Genomic DNA, 17,178 nt, shown 5'->3' on the forward strand with positions numbered 1-17,178 from the left:
ACGCGGCGACGATGGAGATCGCACCCGCACCCGCACCCGCACCCGCCCCCACCTCCGCGCACCGCCACCCTCCGCTGCCACCCGCCCGGCGGTGGTCACCCCCGCGCCCCGGCCGCCTGCGACGACCCGGACGCCACCGGGAGCGCGGCGAGCGGGACTCCGGCACCGCGCGCGTCCTCCTCCACGGCCCCGCCGAGGTCCGCGCCGAAGGCGTCCGGCGGGGCAGGCCCCTCTCCTTCGCCCGCCGGTACGGCACCACCTGTGAACGGGACGCCCCGACCGGCGCGGTCTTCGCCTTCTGACGGTCCGCAGGGGCCGCCGGCGGACCGGCGTCCGGACGGATGCGCCGCACAAGCCCTCCGACGGCACCTCGGCTAGGGTGAGGCGGTAGGGATCGCCCCCCGGGGCCAGGCCGATGCGTAGGTCGATGCGTGGACGCTCATCAGTCGTCGCCGAACAGGGTTCCGCAGCCGCCGCGCGCGGCCGTCGGTGACGCGGGCGTGCTCCGGGAGCTGCTGCCCATCGCCCTGTGGCGCGAGGACGCCGAGGGGCGGATCGTCGAGTGGTCGCTGGCCGCGCAGGACCTCCTCGGCCACCGCCCCGAGCACGTCCTCGGCCTGCCCGCCGCGCCGCTCCTGGTCCCCGACGCCAACCGGGAGCTCGCCGACCGGCTCACCCGCCGCGTCCAGGCCGGCGAGACCATGGTCGGCACCCTCCCGGTCCGGCACCGCGACGGGCACACCGTCCCCATGGAGATGTGGATCGTGCCCGCCGCCGACCCGACGGGCCGGCCCGGGGCCATGCTCATCGCCGTGGAGACCTCCGAGGTCCTGCGGATGCGGGAGAACCTCGCCGCGATGGAGAGCCTCTTCACCCAGTCGCCCATAGGCCTCGCCCTGCTCGGCCCCGACCTGCGCTTCCTGCGGGTCAACGACGCCCTGGCCAGGATGAACGGCGTCACCGCCGCCGAGCACGTCGGCCGCCGCCTCACCGAGGTCGTGCCCGGGGTCAACGCCGTCGCGCTGGAGTCCCTGATGCGGCAGGTCCTCGACTCCCGCACGCCCGTCATCGACGCCCGCAGGGTCGGCCGCACCCCCGCCGACCCGGGCCGCGACCACATGTGGTCCTGCTCCTACGCGCCCCTCGTCGAGCGGGCCGCCCGCTCCGGCCAGGACGGCCCCGAGGCCGGTGCCGACCCCGGGCGGCCCGGGCGCCCCCTCGGCCTCATCGCCTCCCTCGTCGACATCACCGAGGGCCAGGAGGCACAGATCGAGGTCGAGCGGGCACGGCACCGCTTCGCGCTGCTCTCCGAGGCCGGCGCGCGCATCGGCACCACCCTCGACCTGCGGCAGACCGCCGAGGAGGTGGTCCGCTTCCTCGTGCCGCAGCTCTGCGACTCCGCCGACGTGCAGATGCTGGAATCCGTCCTGGAGCCCGACGACCCGGCCGCCTCCTCCCGGGGCGTCCTGCGCCGGATCGCCGCCGTCTTCCCCGAACCGGTGCCGCCGAGCCCCCTCCTCGGGCCCGGCCAGACCTTCCAGCTGCCCGTCGGCTCCGCGTACGAGCGGCTCGTCCTCGACGGCCGCCCCACCTTCCTCACCGACGCCGACATCCCGGTCCTCTTCCCCGGCAAGGCCGCCGAGTCGCTGCGCTCCTACCTGTCGACCCGCTTCGGCTCCGCCCGCACCGTCCCGCTCGTCGCCCGCGGCCAGGTCCTCGGCGCCGTCACCGTCACCCGGCTCAAGACCCGCGAGCCCTTCGACGACCAGGACGCGGTGCTCATCGACGAGGTCGTCTCCCGGGCCGCGCTCAACATCGACAACGCCCGGCTCTACACCACCCAGCGGGCCGCCGCCCTCGCCCTCCAGCGCAGCCTGACCAACAGTGCCCTGCCCGCCGTCCCCGGGCTCGAACTCACCGGCCGCTACCTCCCCGCGAGCGCCCACGACGTCGGCGGCGACTGGTTCGACGTGATCGAGCTGCCCGGCGGGCGCACCGGGCTCGTGATCGGCGACGTGATGGGCCACGGCATCCACGCGGCCGCCGTCATGGGGCAGCTCCGCACCGCGGTGCGGACCCTGGCCCGCCACGGCATCCCGCCCACGGAGATGCTGCGCTCCCTCGACGCCGTCGTCGCCGACCTCGGCGAGGACACCATGGCCACCTGCCTGTACGCCGTGCACTCCCCGGCGACCGGCACCTGGACGATCGCCCGCGCCGGCCACCTGCCGCCGGCCGTGGTCACCCCGGAGGGGGCGGTCTCCTTCCTCCAGGGACCGCCCGGCACCCCGCTCGGCACCGGAGCGCACGAATTCGCCACCGAGGAACTGCCGCTGCCGCCGGGCGGATTGCTCGTGCTGTACACGGACGGGCTGATCGAGGCCAGGGACCGCGACCTCGACGAGGGGATGCGCCAGCTGGGCCTCGCCCTCGGCCGGGCCGACGGCCCGCTGGACGAGCTCTGCGACGGAGTCCTGGGCCGGCTCCTCGTGGACCCGGCCCAGGACGACGTGGCCCTCGTCCTCGCCCGCACGACCGCCCGCTGACGACCGCCGGTCGTCAGCGGGCCGTGTGCGGGGACCGGGCCGGTGCCGGGCCGGCCGTCAGGCGTTCCGGATCCGGTACAGGTCGCGCAGGAGGGCGATCTCGGCGCCGTGGTGCAGGAGTTCCTGGTTGACCCACCACACGATCTCCAGGAACGGCTCCTCCGGATCGCTGCCGTGGGGATACGTGCAGTGCCCGACGGCGTCGAGCTCCTCGTCGCCGACGGAGAGCAGCGCCCCGCGCCAGGCCCCGGCGGCCGTGCCGAAGGCGGCGATCGCCCCGCATCCGGGTCACCGCCCCGCCCGCGTCACCGCCCGCTCCGCGCGCACGTCACCGCTCCCGGCCGGCCGCGCGTCGCGCCCGCCCTCCCGCGGGTCGCGCCCGCGTCGCGCCCGCCCTCCCGTCCGCGTCACCGTCCGCCGGGCCGCCGCTCCGCGCCGCCGCCCCGGCTCATCGACTCCACCAGCGGCAGCATCCGGTGCGGTACCCGCTCGCGCAGCGCGATCTCCGTGCGGGTGCGCACCACGCCCGGCAGCTGGATGAGCCGCTGGATGACGTCCTCCAGGTGGCCCGCGTCCCGGGCCACCACCCGGGTCAGCAGATCCCCTCCGCCGGTGATCGAGAACGCCTCGACGATCTCGGGCACGGCGGCGAGCGCGTCGCCGACCTCGTCCAGGTGCCCCTGGGTGACCTCCACGTGCACGAAGGCGAGCACCGGATGCCCCAGCGCCGCGGGGGAGAGCACCGGACCGGTCGCCGTGATCACCCCGTCCCGTTCGAGCCGGTCGATGCGGGCCTGCACGGTGCCCCGCGCGACGCCCAGGACGCGCGCGTACTCCCGCACGCTGGTGCGCGGCTGCTCGATCAGGAGCCGCAGGATGCGGGTGTCGAGTTCGTCCACCGCCATGACGTGCCGGCCTCCCCGTGCCCGCCGGGGCGCGCCGCCCCGGCGTGATGGTCCGTCCGGCGGGCCGATCCGCCGGAACGGTCCCGACTGTACCCAGCGCCGCGGCGGTGCTCGCGGAGGGGCGCGGTACGGCTCCTTCCCGCGCGCGTAGCGCGCCCCGGGCCCGGTCGGGGTCGTCCGATCGGCCGACCCCGCGGTCCGCCGGGCGGGTCCGCGGGGCCGGCCGGCGGGCCGACAGCGGAGGGCGGGGGACGGACCCAGGATGGAGGGCAGAGCGGGACGGCGCGACGGCCTCCCGGTCGCCAGGGCCGGTCCCTCCGGCCCCTTTCCCGCCCCGAACCCGTCGAGTGGAGTGACCGACCATGAAGCAGATCTCGAAGCGTGCCCGTGTCCTGACCGGTGGCGCCGCCCTGGTCGCCCTGGGCGCCGGCGCCTTCGGCGCGGTGTCCGCGAACGCCGCGACCCCGGCCGCCGCTCCCGCCGCCGTCGCCAAGGCCGACGCGAAGAACAAGAACACGACCGGCAGCACCCACCTCACGATCGACGCCGCCACCAAGGCCGCCCAGGCGGCCCTCGACGCCGCCGAGAAGGAGAACCAGCGCGTCTCCGTCGCCGTCGTCGACCGCAACGGCAACACCCTCGTCACCCTCCGCGGCGACGGCGCCGGCCCGCAGTCCTACGCGTCCGCCGAGAAGAAGGCCTACACCGCCGTCTCCTGGAACGCCCCGACCACCGAGCTGGTCAAGCGCCTGGAGCAGGCCCCCAACCTGAAGGACATCCCCGGCACCCTCTTCCTCGGCGGCGGCGCCCCCGTCACCTCGAAGAACGCCCCCGTCGCCGGCATCGGCGTCGCCGGCGCCCCCTCCGGCGACCTCGACCAGAAGTTCGCCCAGGCCGGCGTCGACGCCCTCGCCGGGTAACCCGGCGGGGCCCCGACCCCGGCGGCGTCCGGGCACGCCCGCCCGGACGCCGCCGGTCCCGTACCCGTACCCGTACCCGGTTTCGGGTCCGGTCCCGGGCCCGCGTCCCGGGGCCGGGCGGTCCGTCCGCAGTACCCCCATCCCCCGCCCGGGAACCGTCCGGCGCGGGCGTCGTCCCGTGGGGGCGTCGTCCCGCGCCTTCCCGCGTCCGCCGCCGATCCCCGAGGAGACCGCCGTGACCGTGCCGACCGCCACCCCCCACCACCGGCTCCTCGCCGCCGCCCGCCGGGGCGACGCCGACGGCGTCCGGGCCGCGCTCGCCGACGGCGCCCGGATCGAGACGCGGGACGGGGACCTGCGCTCCCCGCTGCTCCTCGCCGTGCTCGGCGACCACGTCGAGACCGCGCGCGTGCTCGTCGCCGCCGGCGCGGACGTCAACGCCCGGGACGCCCGGCACGAGAGCCCCTGGCTGGCCGCCGGCGCCACCGGCAGCGTCGCCGTGCTGCGGGTGCTGCTCACCGCCGACCCCGCCCCCGACTTCCGGCTGACGAACCGCTTCGGCTCCACCAGCCTCGTCCCCGCCGCCGAACGCGGCCACGTGCCGTACGTCCGGGCCGTCCTGCGCGACACCCCGGTCGACGTCGACCACGTCAACGACCTCGGGTGGACCGCGCTCCTGGAGGCCGTCATCCTCGGCGACGGCGGACCGGCCCACCAGAAGGTCGTCGCGCTGCTGCTCGACGCGGGGGCCGACCCCGGCCTCGCCGACGCGCACGGCACCACCGCCCGGGAGCACGCCGAGCGGCGCGGTCACACCGCGCTCGCCGCCCTGCTGCGCCCCGCCCCCGCCCTCCCGCCGGTCCCGTCCGCACCGGCGTCCCCGACGGCTCCGGCCGCCCCGGCCTGAGCGCCCCCTGGTCCGTCGGCCCACGGTCCGGCCGGTTCCACGCGCGAAGACCGGGCCAATGGCCCAGTCCTCCGGGGGTGATTTGAGCCAAGGGCCCGGTCGGTGTTTCCCTTGTGTCCACCAGGTACTTTCGGCGCCGCGCGCCGGGACGGCGACGAGGCCGCCCCGGGATGTGGCGCCTTCGTCGTGTCCGTGCGCGCCCCCCACCACCCCGGGACGGGCGCACGGCGGGCGAGCGGCAAGACGAGGGGGCGGCCGGCCGTCGTGAAGAGGATGTTCGTGGCTCCTGACCCGGGGCTCCTCCGGCTCAGGACCGGAGTGCGCGCGGTGCTCGGCATCGCGCTCGCGGTGACCGTCGCCGAACTGGCCGGTTTCTCGCTGACCGCGTCCATCACCGGAGGACTGGCGGCGCTGCTCGCCCTGTTCACCGTCACCGACGCCACCGTCCGCCGCCAGGCCGCCACGACCGCGCTGCTGCCGCTCGCCGGCTTCCCGGTGCTCGCGCTGGCCACCCTGCTGCACGACCACACGCTCCTGCGGGACGGGGCCTTCCTGCTCGTCGTCCTCTGCGGCGTCTACGCCCGGCGCTGGGGCCCGCGCGGACACGCGCTCGGCATCTTCGCCTTCATGAACTTCTTCAGCACCCAGTTCCTGCACGCCGTGCCCGGCCAGCTCCCCGAGCTGTACGCGGCCGTGGGCATCGCCCTGGCGGCCGCCGGGGCCGTCCGCTTCGCGCTCTGGCCGATCGAGCGGCGCACCCCGCCGCCCGCCGCCCCGGCCCCCCTCCCCGGCACCGGCCTCGCCCGGATCACCACCCGGCAGGCCGTCCAGGCGACCGCCGCCTGCGCGGTGGCGCTCGGCATCGGCCAGGTGCTCTCCGAGGACCGCTGGTACTGGGCCGTCGGCACCACCTGGTGGATCTTCGTCAACACGGTCTCCCGGGGCGAGACCCTGGTCCGGGGCTTCCGCCGCTTCCTCGGCACCCTCATCGGCATCGCCGTCGGCATGGTCGTCGCGATCCCGCTGCACGGCGCCCCGCTGCCCACCGCCCTCCTGGTGGCCGTCTGCGTCTTCGGGATCTTCTACACCGCGCCGCTCTCCTACAGCTGGATGATGCTCGCGGTCACCGTCATGGCCGGACTGCTCTACGGGCTCCTCGGCGTCCTCGACCCGGCGCTGCTCGTGCTGCGCCTGGAGGAGACCGTCGTCGGCGCCGTCTGCGCCGCCCTCGCGGTCCTGCTGATCCTCCCGGTCACCACCCACGCCATCAACGACGCCTGGATCCAGCGCGCGCTGCGGGCCGTGCACGCCGCCACGGCGGCCTCCGAGCGCCGGCTCGCCGGCGACGAGGGGGCCGACCCGAGCCCGCACGTCGCCGAGCTCGACCTGCTCCTCGGCCGGGTGCGGCTCTCCGTCGCCCCGCTCGTCCACCCCCTCAGCCCGTTCCGCGAGCGCAAGGCCCGCGCCCGCCGCGTGCTCGCCCTGCTCGACGAGTGCGCCGCCGAGGTGCGCGGCCTCGCGGCGGTCGCCGCCGACCCGGACGCCAGCCACGACGCCCGGCTCGCCGCCGCCTGCTGGCGGGTCGAGACGGCCGTCGAGGGGCTCACCTCGCCCGGCGCCCCGGAGGCCGCCCCGGTCCGGCAGGCCGCCGAGCCCGAGGCCACGGCCCATCCGGCCCCGGCCGCGCTGGGGCACGTCAGCGGTCTGGAGCGGCTGCTGGCCGCCCTGGACGAGCCGCTCCGCGCCCCGCCGGGCTCCCTCCTGGTCCGCTCGTGAAACCGCGGGCGGACGGCTGACCGACAGCTGGGCGAACTTGGTCTAGACCGCCTGCTAACGTCGCCCCCGAGACGGCCGGTCGCAGCGACCGGCCCGGGCCTGGGAGGCGCCGTGGGCGGGACCGACGAGACACGCGAGCGGGGAGCGGGGCGGACCCGTGCCTATCTCGGCTCCTTCACCTCGGCCGGCGGCCCCGGGGTGCTCGCCGCCGACGTCGATCCGGAGACCGGCGCGCTCACCGTCACCGGCTCCACCGACGCCGTCGCCGACCCCTCCTACCTGACCCTGGCCGGCGGCGTGCTCTACGCCGTCTCCGAGACCGAGCCGGGTGCCGTCGCGGCCCTCGCCGTCGACGGGCCCGCCCCGCGCCCCCTCGGCGCCCCCGCGCCCGTCGACGGCTCCGGCCCCACCCACCTCTCCGTCGCCGCCGGCCACCTCCTCACGGCCAACTACACCTCCGGCGGCGTCAGCGTCCTGCCGCTCGGCGCGGACGGCGTCCCCGGCCCCGCCACGGCCGTCCTCCCGCACGAGGGCGGCGGCCCGGTCGCCGACCGGCAGGCGTCCCCCCACGCCCACCAGGTCCTGCCCGACCCCAGCGGCCGCTGGACGGTCAGCGTGGACCTCGGGACGGACTCCGTGCGCGTCTGCGCCCTCGATCCCGCCACCGGCGCCCTCCGCCTCCACCGGGAGACCGCCCTGCGCCCCGGCTACGGCCCCCGCCACCTCGCCTTCCACCCGGCCGGCGGCCACGCCTACGTGGTCGGCGAGCTGGAGCCCGCCGTCACCGTCTGCCGCTGGGACGCCGAGCGCGGCGAGCTGACGCCGCTGGCGGAGATCCCGCTCGTCGACGCGGACACCCCCGGGCCCGCGTACCCCTCCGCCGTCGTCGTGGCACCCGACGGGCGGTTCCTGTGGGTGGCCGTGCGCGGCACCGACACCCTCGCCGTCCTCGTCCTCTCCCCGGCGGGCGACGAGGCGATCCGCTCCGCCACCGTCCCCTGCGGCGGGGCGTGGCCCCGGGACCTGGCCCTGGACCCGTCCGGGCGGCGGCTGTACGCGGCGAACGAGCGGTCCGGCGACGTCACCTGGTTCGACATCGCCCCCGGCACCGGCACCCCGCGCCGCGCCGGCTCCGTCGAGGTCCCGGCGGTCACCTGCGTGGTCTTCGGCTGACCGGCCGGACGCCCCCGGCGGCACCCGGGCACGCGGAAGGGCCCGCACCGGACGGTTCCGGTGCGGGCCCTTCGCGCGGGCACGGGCGTCAGAGCGCGGGGGCCGCGCCCTGCTGCGGGAGGCCGAGCACGGCCGCGTACTGCGACAGCACCAGCTTGCCGATGGCGGGGTAGGCGCCCAGGGCCTCGGCCGCCGGGCAGCCGGCCTCCTTGGAGGCCTCGTCGAGCAGGCCCTCGGCCAGCTCCGGTCCGATCAGGTACGGGGCGAGCGCCAGCTGCACCGCGCCCGCCTCGCGCAGCTGCTCGGCGACGGAGGCGATGGAGCCCTCCTGGTCGAGCGCGGCGGCCATCACCGGCACGGCGAGCCGGGCCGCGAGCAGCATGCCGGTGATGCCGGCGGCCTGCACGGCCTCCTCGCCGCCGACCGTGGCCAGGACGATGCCGTCCGCGGCCGTGGCGACGGTGAAGAGCCGGGCGCGGTCGGCGCGGGCGAGACCGGCCTCCGACAGGCGCACGTGCAGGGCCTCGGCGAGCAGCGGGTGCGGGCCGAGCACGTCGGTCAGCTCGGCGGTGTTGCCGCTGTCCATGACCGCCTGGCGGATCTGGCGCATCACGGCGCTGTCCGGGCCGGCGAGCAGCGGGACGACGACGGCGGCCGGTCCCTGCGGGGCCTCGACCTCGCGGCCGGCCGCGACGCCGATCCGGTACCGCTCGTCGCGCAGCTCCGCCGCGGCGGTCAGCACGCCGGCGAGCGTCGGGTACTCCGCGCCGTCGCCGTCCACGAACCCGATCGCGGCCTCCAGGCCGGGCAGCTCGGACCGGGCGATGCTCACCAGCTCGTCCGCCAGCGCGCGTATGGCGGCCGAGGGCGTGCCGGGGACGGCGAGCACCAGGGCGGGAGCGCCCTCGGGCGCCGCCGCCGGGTCGGGGCGACGGTGCCGCCCGGACGGGCGGGGGCGCGGCATTCGTACAGGCAGGCCGTTGGCGGGCCCAGTGGGGGAGCTCATGGCGCCGCATGCTACTGGCTTTGCGGACGGCGGCGTTCGGTGAGGTACGACCCCGCGCCTTCTGCCCCCTTATGTCCACCCCCTGGTGCACCGCATAGCGGACCCGGGGCGGATCGGGCGCCCGCGCACCCCTGCGACCAGCGGCGATGCCCCCGGCCGGGGCGCGGCCGTCACAGGAGCCGCAGCAGGGCGGGGTCCTCGGGGAGCCGGACGCCGCCGGCGGCGAGCCAGGTGGCGAGCGTCACCGCCCCGTCGAGGGGATCGCCCGACGGAGCGACGGTCCGGACCCCGGGCAGCCGCTCCGCGAGCGCCGCCCGCAGCGGCGCGAGCAGCGGCTCGCCCAGCCGGAACAGGCCGCCGGTGAGGGCCACCACGGATTCCGGGCCCGGCGGGCAGGCCGCCTCGGCCGCGTCGGCGACGTGTTCCGCGGCCCGCTCCAGGATCCCGGCCGCGACCGGGTCGCCGGCCGCCGCGGCGCCGACCTCCGGGGCGAAGGCGGCGAGCACGGCCGGCCGGTCCGCGCGCGGGTACAGCGCGGCCGGCAGCCCCGCCGCCGGGCCGTGCAGCTTCTCCGCCCGCTCCAGCAGCGCGGGCGAGCCGCCGCGCCGCCCGTCGTGCGCGCGCATCGCGGCCTCCAGGCCCGCCCGCCCGATCCAGGCGCCGCTGCCGCAGTCGCCCAGGAGGTGGCCCCAGCCGTCCGCCCGGCGCCAGCCGGTCAGGTCGGTGCCGAGGGCGATCAGGCCGGTGCCGCCCGCGACGACGGCGCCGGGCCGTGCGCCGAGCGCCCCGGCGTAGGCGGTCACCGCGTCGGCGGCGAGCGCGGTCCCGCGCACCCCCCAGGCCTCGGCGAAGGCGCCCGGCAGGACGGCCCGCAGCTCCTCGCCGAGGGTGGCCATGCCGGCGGCGCCCACCGCGGCGGCGCGCACCGGCCGCCCCGCCCCGTGCCGTTCGCGCAGGGCGGCGACGGCCGGCAGCACCGATTCCAGGAAGCGGTCGGCCCGGATGCCGCCCGGTCCGGTCGGTACGGGGCCGGGCGCGGCCACCCGTTCGAGCAGCGTCCCGTCGGCGGCCCGGGCGAGGGCGATCCGCACGCCCGAGCCGCCCGAGTCGATCCCGACGACCACCGCGTCCGCCGGCCCGCCGGCGCCTTCGTTCCGGGGCTCCACGCTCGCAACCGTCCTCACCGGGTGGGGGTCTGGGGCCCGCAGTCTAGGGCGGAGGGCGTTGTCGGTGTAGGCCGCTAGAGTGACGGACTGTGACTGCGAGACCGTTGAGCGAACTGGTGGAGCCCGGCTGGGCGAAGGCCCTGGAGCCCGTCGCGGGCCGGGTGGCCGAGATGGGCGACTTCCTGCGGGCGGAGATCGCCGCCGGCCGGAGCTATCTGCCGTCGGGACCGAACGTGCTGCGCGCCTTCCAGCAGCCGTTCGACGACGTGCGGGTCCTGATCCTGGGTCAGGACCCCTACCCCACGCCGGGGATGGCGATCGGCCTGAGCTTCGCCGTCGCCCCGGAGGTGCGGCAGCTGCCGGCCAGCCTCCTGAACATCTTCTGGGAGATGCACCAGGACCTGGGGCACCCCCGCCCCTCCAACGGCGACCTCACCCCGTGGACCCGGCAGGGCGTCCTGCTGCTCAACAGGACGCTCACCACCTCCCCGCGCAACGCGGGCGCCCACCGGAACAAGGGCTGGGAGGAGGTCACCGAGCAGGCCGTCCGGGCGCTCGCCGCGCGCGGCAAGCCGCTGGTGTCCATCCTCTGGGGCCGCGACGCCCGCGACGCCCGTCCGCTGCTGGGCGGTCTGCCCGCCGTCGAGTCGGCGCACCCGTCCCCTCGCTCGGCGGACCGGGGCTTCTTCGGCTCGCGCCCCTTCAGCCGGGCCAACGAGATGCTGGTCGCCCAGGGCGCCGAGCCGGTGGACTGGCTGCTGCCCTGACCGCGGGGCCGACGGCCGCCCGGCGGCGGGGGGTTCAGACGACCGCCGCCCGGACGCAGAGGACGTCCGGCAGGTGCTCGGCGAGCAGCCGCCAGGTGTCCCCGTCGTCGTCGCTCGCGTACACCTCGCCGTTGCGGTTGCCGAAGTAGACGCCCGCGGGGTCGGCGTCGTCGGTGCACAGGGCGTCGCGCAGGACGGTGCCGTAGTGGTCGCCCCGGGGGAGGCCCTCGCCGAGGGGCTCCCAGGTCGCGCCGGCGTCGCCGGTGCGGTAGACCCGGCAGCGCCGGCCGGCCGGGACCCGGTCGGAGTCGGCGGTGATGGGGAAGAGGTAGGCGGTGCCGGGGCGGTGCGGGTGCGCGGCGACGGCGAAGCCGAAGTCGGAGGGGAGCGGCCCGCCGACGTCCGTCCAGCTGCCGCCGGCGTCGTCGCTGCGGTAGACGCCCCAGTGGTTCTGGAGGTAGAGCCGGTCCGGATCGCCCGCGTCCTGGGCGATCTTGTGCACGCACTGGCCGAACTCGGGGTGCGGGTCGGGCAGGAAGACGGCGGAGACGCCGTCGTTGGAGGGGGCCCAGGAGGCGCCGCCGTCCCGGGTGCGGAAGACGCCGGCGGTGGAGACGGCGACGGTGACGGCGTCCGGGTCGCGCGGGTCGGTCACGACCGTGTGCACGGCCTCGCCGCCGCCGCCCGGCACCCACCGGTCGCGGGTCGGGTGCTCCCAGAGCGGCCGGACGAGGGCGAAGGACTCGCCGCCGTCGTCGGACCGGAAGAGCGCGGCCGGTTCGGTGCCCGCGTAGACGACGCCGGGGGAGTGGGCGGGGGCCGGGTGGAGCTGCCAGACGCGCTCCAGGGAGGCGCCGGTGTCCTGGGGGAACCGCACGGCGGGGGCGGGCGGTTCGGTCCAGGTCCGACCCAGGTCGTCGGAGTGGAAGACGGACGGGCCCCAGTGGGAGCTGTCGCCGCCGACGAGCAGCCTCGGGGTGTCCGGCCGGGTGTCGACGGCGACCGAGTAGACGGCCTGGGCGGGGAAGCACGGATCGTCGAACTCCCAGCGCCCGCCGCGCCTGCGGCCGATGAAGAGTCCCTTGCGGGTGCCTACGGTGAGAAGTACGTCGGGCATGGGTGCCCACCTCCAGGACGCCGTTGTCGCGGGTACCGGCCAGTCTGCACCCGGCCACTGACAACGGCGTCCGGGGACGCCCCGCGAACGGCCGGTCGCGGGGCGTCCCCGGACGGCCGCTCCCCGGCGCGGCCCGGCGGTCCGGGCGGCTCCGGGGCGTTCGCCGCCGGCCGGGGTCAGATGGCCCAGGCGTACTGCGGCGGCGTGAAGGCGGTGCCCTCCAGTTCGCGGGCGGCGCGCCGGGGCCAGGAGGCGTCGCGCAGGAGCTCGCGGCCGAGGAGGACGGCGTCGGCCTCGTCGTCGGCGAGGATCTTCTCGGCCTGCCGGGGCTCGGTGATGAGTCCGACGGCGGCGACCGGCAGTCCGGTCTCGGCCTTCACCCGGGCGGCGAAGGGCACCTGGTAGCCGGGGGCGACCGGGATCCGGGCCGTGCTCGCGTTGCCGCCGGTGGAGACGTCCAGGAGGTCGACGCCGTGCTCGCGCAGCAGCGCGGCGAAGCGGACGGTCTCGTCCGGGGTCCAGCCCGCCTCCTCCAGCCAGTCGGTGGCGGAGATCCGGAAGAAGACCGGCAGCTCCTCGGGCCAGACCGCGCGGACCGCGTCCACGACCTCCAGGGCGAGGCGGGTGCGGTTCTCGAAGGAGCCGCCGTAGGCGTCGGTGCGGTGGTTGCTGTGCGGGGAGAGGAACTCTCCGATGAGGTAGCCGTGGGCGCCGTGCACCTCGACGACCTCGAAGCCGGCGGCCAGGGCGCGGCGGGCCGCGGCGGCGAACTGCCCGACGACCTCCCGGATGCCGTCCTCGGTCAGCTCGGTCGGCACCGGATAGCCGTCGGCGAAGGCGACCGGGCTCGGCCCGACCGGCTGCCAGGCCTCCTCGGCCGGCGCGGGACCGCGGCCGAGCCAGGGGCGCTGGGTGGAGGCCTTGCGGCCGGCGTGGGCGATCTGGATGCCGGGGACGCTGCCCTGTGCCTTGACGAAGGAGGCGATCCGGCGCAGGCCCTCGGTCTGGGTGTCGTTCCACAGGCCCAGGTCGGCGGGGCTGATCCGGCCCTCGGGGGCGACGGCGGTGGCCTCGACCAGGATCAGGCCGGCGCCGCCGGTGGCCCGGGAGCCGTAGTGGGCGAGGTGCCAGTCGGTGGCGACGCCGGCGTTCGGGCCGAAGACGTCCGCCGAGTACTGGCACATCGGAGCCATCCAGACCCGGTTGGGGATGGTCAGCGAGCGGAGGGTGTAGGGCTCGAAGAGGGCGGCGCTCATCGCGGACTCCGTTTCAAGGCGGCCGGTGCCGGACCGGGGGAGGTCCGGCGGGATGTTCGTACGATACCCGTCGTAGTACGGCGACTGTCAAACTACGAGGATCCTCGTACAATGATTCCCGTCCCGGACCGACCCTCGGGAGAAAGTGGAGCCGCCGCCATGACGACCCCCGCCAGCCCCCGCCTCCTGGAGCACCCCGCGCGCGAGGAGATCCGCCTGGAGGCGGTGCTGCACGCGCTGTCGGACGCCGTCCGCCTGCGGATCGTGCGCGAACTCGCCGCCGCGCGCACCGAACTGAGCTGCTCGCACTTCGTCCTCCCGGTCACCAAGTCGACCACCACCCACCACTTCCGGGTGCTGCGCGAGGCGGGCGTCATCCGGCAGGACTACCGGGGCACCGCCAAGCTCAACGGACTGCGCGGGGCCGAGCTCGACGCCCTCTTCCCCGGACTCCTCGACACCGTCCTGGCCGCCGCCGACGCGCAGTCCGCCCGCGAGGGCGCGGGGGAGGCCCCGGGGGCCTCCCCGGTCACAGCGACCGCATCCGGTTGATCTCCGCGGTCTGCTGGGCGATCACGTCGTTCGCCATCTCCTCCACCTGGATGTTGTTGCCCTGGCCGAGGACCTCGGCCGCCATCGCCACGGCCCCCTCGTGGTGCGTCACCATCAGGCGCAGGAACAGCTCGTCGAAGGCCGCGCCCTTCGCCGCCCGCAGCTCGGCGAGCTGGGCCTCGGTCGCCATGCCCGGCATCGCGTGATGGTCGTGCGCCCCCTGCTCGCGCGGCCCGCCGTTGTTCTCCAGCCATCCCTCCATGGCGCCGATCTCCGGCTGCTGCGCCGCCGCGATCCGCTCCGCCACCTTCCCGACCCGGGGCGACCCCGCGCGTCCGGGGGCCAGTGCGGTCATCGTCAGGGCCTGGCGGTGGTGCACGACCATCATCTGCACGTACCGGAAGTCCGCGCCGTTCGGCCGCTCGTCCGGGAGCAGGCTCGCGGCCTCCTCCGGTGACACCCGCCGGGCCGGCTCGCCGGGCCTCCCCGGCACGACCACCGCGGCCGCGCCGCTCGGCGCGGGCTCCGGCGCCGCGGAGTCGGACCCCGACTCGCAGGCGCCCAGGGCGAGTACGGCCAGGGCGGCGAGGGGTGCGGCGAGGGCGGCGCGCCGAGGGCGGATCAGCAACGGTACCTCCAGGGGGATGTGCGGGTACGGGGGCCGTTCCCGGTGTTCCTTCCGGGAGGGTCGCCCGGAAGCGTTCATTGCGTCCGTGTCGCCATCTGTTGGGATGTGCACGTCAAGGAACATACTGCCGGGGTCCAGCACCGTTCAGCACGGAACGGAAAACATGGAGGACGGAGTGACTTCGTTGCCCACCCCGCACGGTCCACGGTCCCGCATCAGACGCATCGGCGCGGCCACCGCCGCCGCCGGCCTGCTGGCGGCGCTCCTCGCCACCGGAACGGCCACCGCCACACCCGACCCCGGTGATGCGCCCCTCCAGACGCCCGTCTCGGCGGAACGGGCGGCCGGGGCACGGTCCGCGATCCTGAGCGGCGACATACCCGGCGTCGACGAGATCGTGCACACCGACAACATCGAACACCTGGCGAACGTCCCCAAGGACGCGCTCAAGAGCCTCAACACGGACCTGGCCTTCCAGGGCAGGTACGCCTTCGCGGCCAACTACGACGGCTTCCGCGTCTTCGACATCGGCGACCCGAAGGCCCCGAAGACCGTCACCCAGGTCCTCTGCCCCGGATCCCAGAACGACATCTCCGTCTCCGGGGACCTGCTCTTCCTCTCCACCGACTCCTCCCGCAGCGACGACTCGTGCGCCAGCACGACGCAGCCCGCCTCGGTCAAGGAGTCCTGGGAGGGCATGAAGATCTTCGACATCAGCGACGTCGCCAACCCGAAGTACGTCGCCTCCGTCGAGACCGCCTGCGGCTCCCACACCCACACGATCCTGCCGCAGCGCAAGGACGTGTACGTGTACGTCTCCTCCTACTCGCCCAACGCGGCCTTCCCCGACTGCCTGCCGCCGCACGACGGCATCTCCGTCATCAAGGTGCCCCGCAAGGCACCCCAGCAGGCCCGGATCGTGGGCTTCCCGGTCCTCTTCCCCGGCGAGGGTCCCGACGGCGGCGGCAACCCCGGCGCGCCCACCAACCCGGGCGTCTCCAAGACCACCGGCTGCCACGACATCACCGTGCTCCCCGGAAAGGACCTCGCGGCCGGCGCCTGCATGGGCGACGGCATCCTCTTCGACGTCTCCGACCCCGAACACCCGCGGGTGATCGACCAGGTCCAGGACAACGTCAACTTCGCCTTCTGGCACTCCGCGACCTTCAACCAGAAGGCGAACAAGGTCGTCTTCACCGACGAGCTCGGCGGCGGCGGGGGCGCCACCTGCAACGCCGCCGTCGGCCCGAACCGGGGCGCCAACGGCATCTACGACATCACCGGCAAGGGCGACCACCGCCGGCTGGTCTTCCGCAGCTACTTCAAGATCCCCCGCCACCAGGCCGACACCGAGAACTGCGTCGCGCACAACGGCTCGCTGATCCCGGTCAAGGGCAAGGACCTGATGGTCCAGGCCTGGTACCAGGGCGGCGTCTCCCTCTGGGACTTCACCGACTCCGCGCACCCGAAGGAGATCGGCTACTTCGACCGCGGACCGGTCTCCGCCACCACGCTCGCCACCGGCGGCTCCTGGTCCGCCTACTACTACAACGGACACGTCTACTCGAACGAGATCGCCCGGGGCCTCGACGTCCTGAGGATCGACGACCGGCGCACGGACCCCGCGAAGCGGATCCGGATGGACGAGCTCAACGTCCAGACCCAGCCGGACTACTTCGAGGACTTCGACGACCGGGGGCACGGCCGGGACTGACCCCGGACGCGTCAGAGCATGCCGCCGGGCGGACCGCCGTCCGGCGGCATGCCGCGTCCCCAGGCCAGTCCGTACCGGTGGAACAGCTCCGCGCGCAGCCGCGCCATCGGCATCGGCGCGCCCGGGAGCAGCACCCCCACCACGGCGCCCATCAGCAGCGCCCGCAGCAGCGGGTAGTCCCGGTCGACGTCCTCGGAGCCGTACCGCACCATCGTGTCCCTCAGCAGGAACGCGAGCCGCTGCTGCTCCTCGCACCGCACGAAGCCCTCCGCCTGGAGGATCCCGGCCATGTGGGTCCGCATCAGGGTCGGCCGGGCCACCGCGAGCCCCAGGATCGCGTCGATCGCCCGGGCGAGCCGCTCCTCGCCGTCCTCCGCGCGCGGCTCGCGCTCCAGCGCCTCGGCCAGCGTGAGGTGCATCAGCCGGTGCACGGCGGCCTGGAGCAACTTCCGCTTGCCGTCGAAGTAGTACGAGACGAGCCCCCGGGCCACCCCGGCCCGTTCGGCGATGTCGCCGAGGGTCGTGGCCTCGTATCCGCGCACCCCCACGAGGTCGACGGTGGCCTCCAGGATCCGCTCGCGCGACCGTCGCCGAAGCTCTTCGTTGACCGATGGGCTACGTGGCGTCATGCTGGGCTCCTGCGTTGACTGGCTCGCAGCCAATATACTCAGCGCAGTCCGCCGGTCCGCCCTCGTGGCGCGACGGCGGGGAGGCCGCCCGACCTGGGCGACACGGGGGATCGTCC

The 17,178-nt window shown here is 76.0% G+C and carries 16 protein-coding genes and 1 pseudogene; 9 read left to right on the forward strand and 8 right to left on the reverse strand.

Annotated features, from left to right (window positions below):
* Positions 1 to 11 precede the first annotated feature (11 nt).
* Entirely contained in the window at positions 12 to 302 is a 291-nt protein-coding gene (locus IE287_RS14715; protein WP_189849471.1) for a subtilase-type protease inhibitor, read from the forward strand.
* 129 nt (positions 303 to 431) lie between these two features.
* Complete coding sequence (locus IE287_RS14720) at positions 432 to 2,546, forward strand: SpoIIE family protein phosphatase (protein WP_189849472.1); 2,115 nt, start codon at positions 432 to 434, stop codon at positions 2,544 to 2,546.
* A gap of 57 nt (positions 2,547 to 2,603) precedes the next feature.
* On the opposite strand, the pseudogene IE287_RS38525 reads toward IE287_RS14720, so the two are convergent.
* Positions 2,604 to 2,822: pseudogene (locus IE287_RS38525) on the reverse strand (DinB family protein); the annotation flags it as partial.
* 131 nt (positions 2,823 to 2,953) lie between these two features.
* Complete coding sequence (locus IE287_RS14725) at positions 2,954 to 3,451, reverse strand: Lrp/AsnC family transcriptional regulator (protein WP_189849473.1); 498 nt, start codon at positions 3,449 to 3,451, stop codon at positions 2,954 to 2,956.
* A gap of 362 nt (positions 3,452 to 3,813) precedes the next feature.
* Between IE287_RS14725 and IE287_RS14730 the strand changes: the two genes are divergently transcribed.
* The 4 genes from IE287_RS14730 to IE287_RS14745 all read left to right on the forward strand — a co-directional run bounded on the left by IE287_RS14730 (position 3,814) and on the right by IE287_RS14745 (position 8,227).
* Positions 3,814 to 4,371, forward strand: a complete 558-nt coding sequence (locus IE287_RS14730) for a GlcG/HbpS family heme-binding protein (protein WP_189849474.1) — start codon at positions 3,814 to 3,816, stop codon at positions 4,369 to 4,371.
* A gap of 235 nt (positions 4,372 to 4,606) precedes the next feature.
* The gene (locus tag IE287_RS14735) at positions 4,607 to 5,278 is read left to right on the forward strand and encodes an ankyrin repeat domain-containing protein (protein ID WP_229883491.1); all 672 of its coding nucleotides are present in this window, start codon (positions 4,607 to 4,609) and stop codon (positions 5,276 to 5,278) included.
* A 273-nt stretch (positions 5,279 to 5,551) separates the two neighbouring features.
* Complete coding sequence (locus IE287_RS14740; protein WP_189849475.1) at positions 5,552 to 7,054, forward strand: FUSC family protein; 1,503 nt, start codon at positions 5,552 to 5,554, stop codon at positions 7,052 to 7,054.
* Positions 7,055 to 7,165: 111 nt separating this feature from the next.
* Positions 7,166 to 8,227 (forward strand): lactonase family protein, encoded by a 1,062-nt coding sequence (locus IE287_RS14745; RefSeq protein WP_189849476.1) that lies wholly within the window; start codon positions 7,166 to 7,168, stop codon positions 8,225 to 8,227.
* A gap of 88 nt (positions 8,228 to 8,315) precedes the next feature.
* Here the strand turns inward: IE287_RS14745 and IE287_RS14750 are convergent, their stop codons facing one another.
* Both IE287_RS14750 and IE287_RS14755 read right to left on the reverse strand, forming a co-directional pair.
* Positions 8,316 to 9,233 carry a sirohydrochlorin chelatase gene (locus IE287_RS14750; protein WP_189849477.1) on the reverse strand — a complete coding sequence of 306 codons (918 nt, stop codon included), beginning with the start codon at positions 9,231 to 9,233 and terminating at the stop codon, positions 8,316 to 8,318.
* Positions 9,234 to 9,403: 170 nt separating this feature from the next.
* Positions 9,404 to 10,399, reverse strand: coding sequence for an N-acetylglucosamine kinase (locus IE287_RS14755; RefSeq protein WP_189849478.1), 996 nt, complete (start codon positions 10,397 to 10,399; stop codon positions 9,404 to 9,406).
* A gap of 89 nt (positions 10,400 to 10,488) precedes the next feature.
* Here IE287_RS14755 and IE287_RS14760 point away from each other — a divergent pair, with 89 nt between their 5' ends.
* A complete protein-coding gene (locus tag IE287_RS14760; RefSeq protein ID WP_189849479.1) occupies positions 10,489 to 11,166 on the forward strand; it encodes a uracil-DNA glycosylase in 678 nt (225 codons plus the stop codon).
* A 34-nt stretch (positions 11,167 to 11,200) separates the two neighbouring features.
* On the opposite strand, the gene IE287_RS14765 is transcribed toward IE287_RS14760, so the two are convergent.
* Both IE287_RS14765 and IE287_RS14770 read right to left on the reverse strand, forming a co-directional pair.
* Complete coding sequence (locus IE287_RS14765) at positions 11,201 to 12,283, reverse strand: WD40/YVTN/BNR-like repeat-containing protein (protein ID WP_189849480.1); 1,083 nt, start codon at positions 12,281 to 12,283, stop codon at positions 11,201 to 11,203.
* A gap of 176 nt (positions 12,284 to 12,459) precedes the next feature.
* Complete coding sequence (locus IE287_RS14770; protein WP_189849481.1) at positions 12,460 to 13,539, reverse strand: NADH:flavin oxidoreductase/NADH oxidase; 1,080 nt, start codon at positions 13,537 to 13,539, stop codon at positions 12,460 to 12,462.
* Between the two features lie 159 nt (positions 13,540 to 13,698).
* On the opposite strand from IE287_RS14770, the gene IE287_RS14775 reads away from it, so the two are divergent.
* On the forward strand, positions 13,699 to 14,091 hold the full coding sequence (locus IE287_RS14775) for an ArsR/SmtB family transcription factor (protein ID WP_189849482.1): 393 nt from the start codon (positions 13,699 to 13,701) through the stop codon (positions 14,089 to 14,091).
* Here the strand turns inward: IE287_RS14775 and IE287_RS14780 are convergent.
* Positions 14,069 to 14,719, reverse strand: a complete 651-nt coding sequence (locus IE287_RS14780) for a DUF305 domain-containing protein (protein WP_229883492.1) — start codon at positions 14,717 to 14,719, stop codon at positions 14,069 to 14,071. The genes IE287_RS14775 and IE287_RS14780 overlap by 23 nt on opposite strands.
* Positions 14,720 to 14,882: 163 nt before the next feature.
* Here IE287_RS14780 and IE287_RS14785 point away from each other — a divergent pair, with 163 nt between their 5' ends.
* The gene (locus IE287_RS14785) at positions 14,883 to 16,433 is read left to right on the forward strand and encodes an LVIVD repeat-containing protein (RefSeq protein ID WP_189849484.1); all 1,551 of its coding nucleotides are present in this window, start codon (positions 14,883 to 14,885) and stop codon (positions 16,431 to 16,433) included.
* A gap of 11 nt (positions 16,434 to 16,444) precedes the next feature.
* On the opposite strand, the gene IE287_RS14790 is transcribed toward IE287_RS14785, so the two are convergent.
* Positions 16,445 to 17,062, reverse strand: coding sequence for a TetR/AcrR family transcriptional regulator (locus IE287_RS14790; RefSeq protein WP_189849485.1), 618 nt, complete (start codon positions 17,060 to 17,062; stop codon positions 16,445 to 16,447).
* Positions 17,063 to 17,178 lie beyond the last annotated feature (116 nt).

Origin of the sequence: Streptomyces omiyaensis (genome assembly GCF_014650895.1) — a bacterium.
Taxonomy (GTDB): Bacteria; Actinomycetota; Actinomycetes; order Streptomycetales; family Streptomycetaceae; genus Streptomyces; species Streptomyces omiyaensis.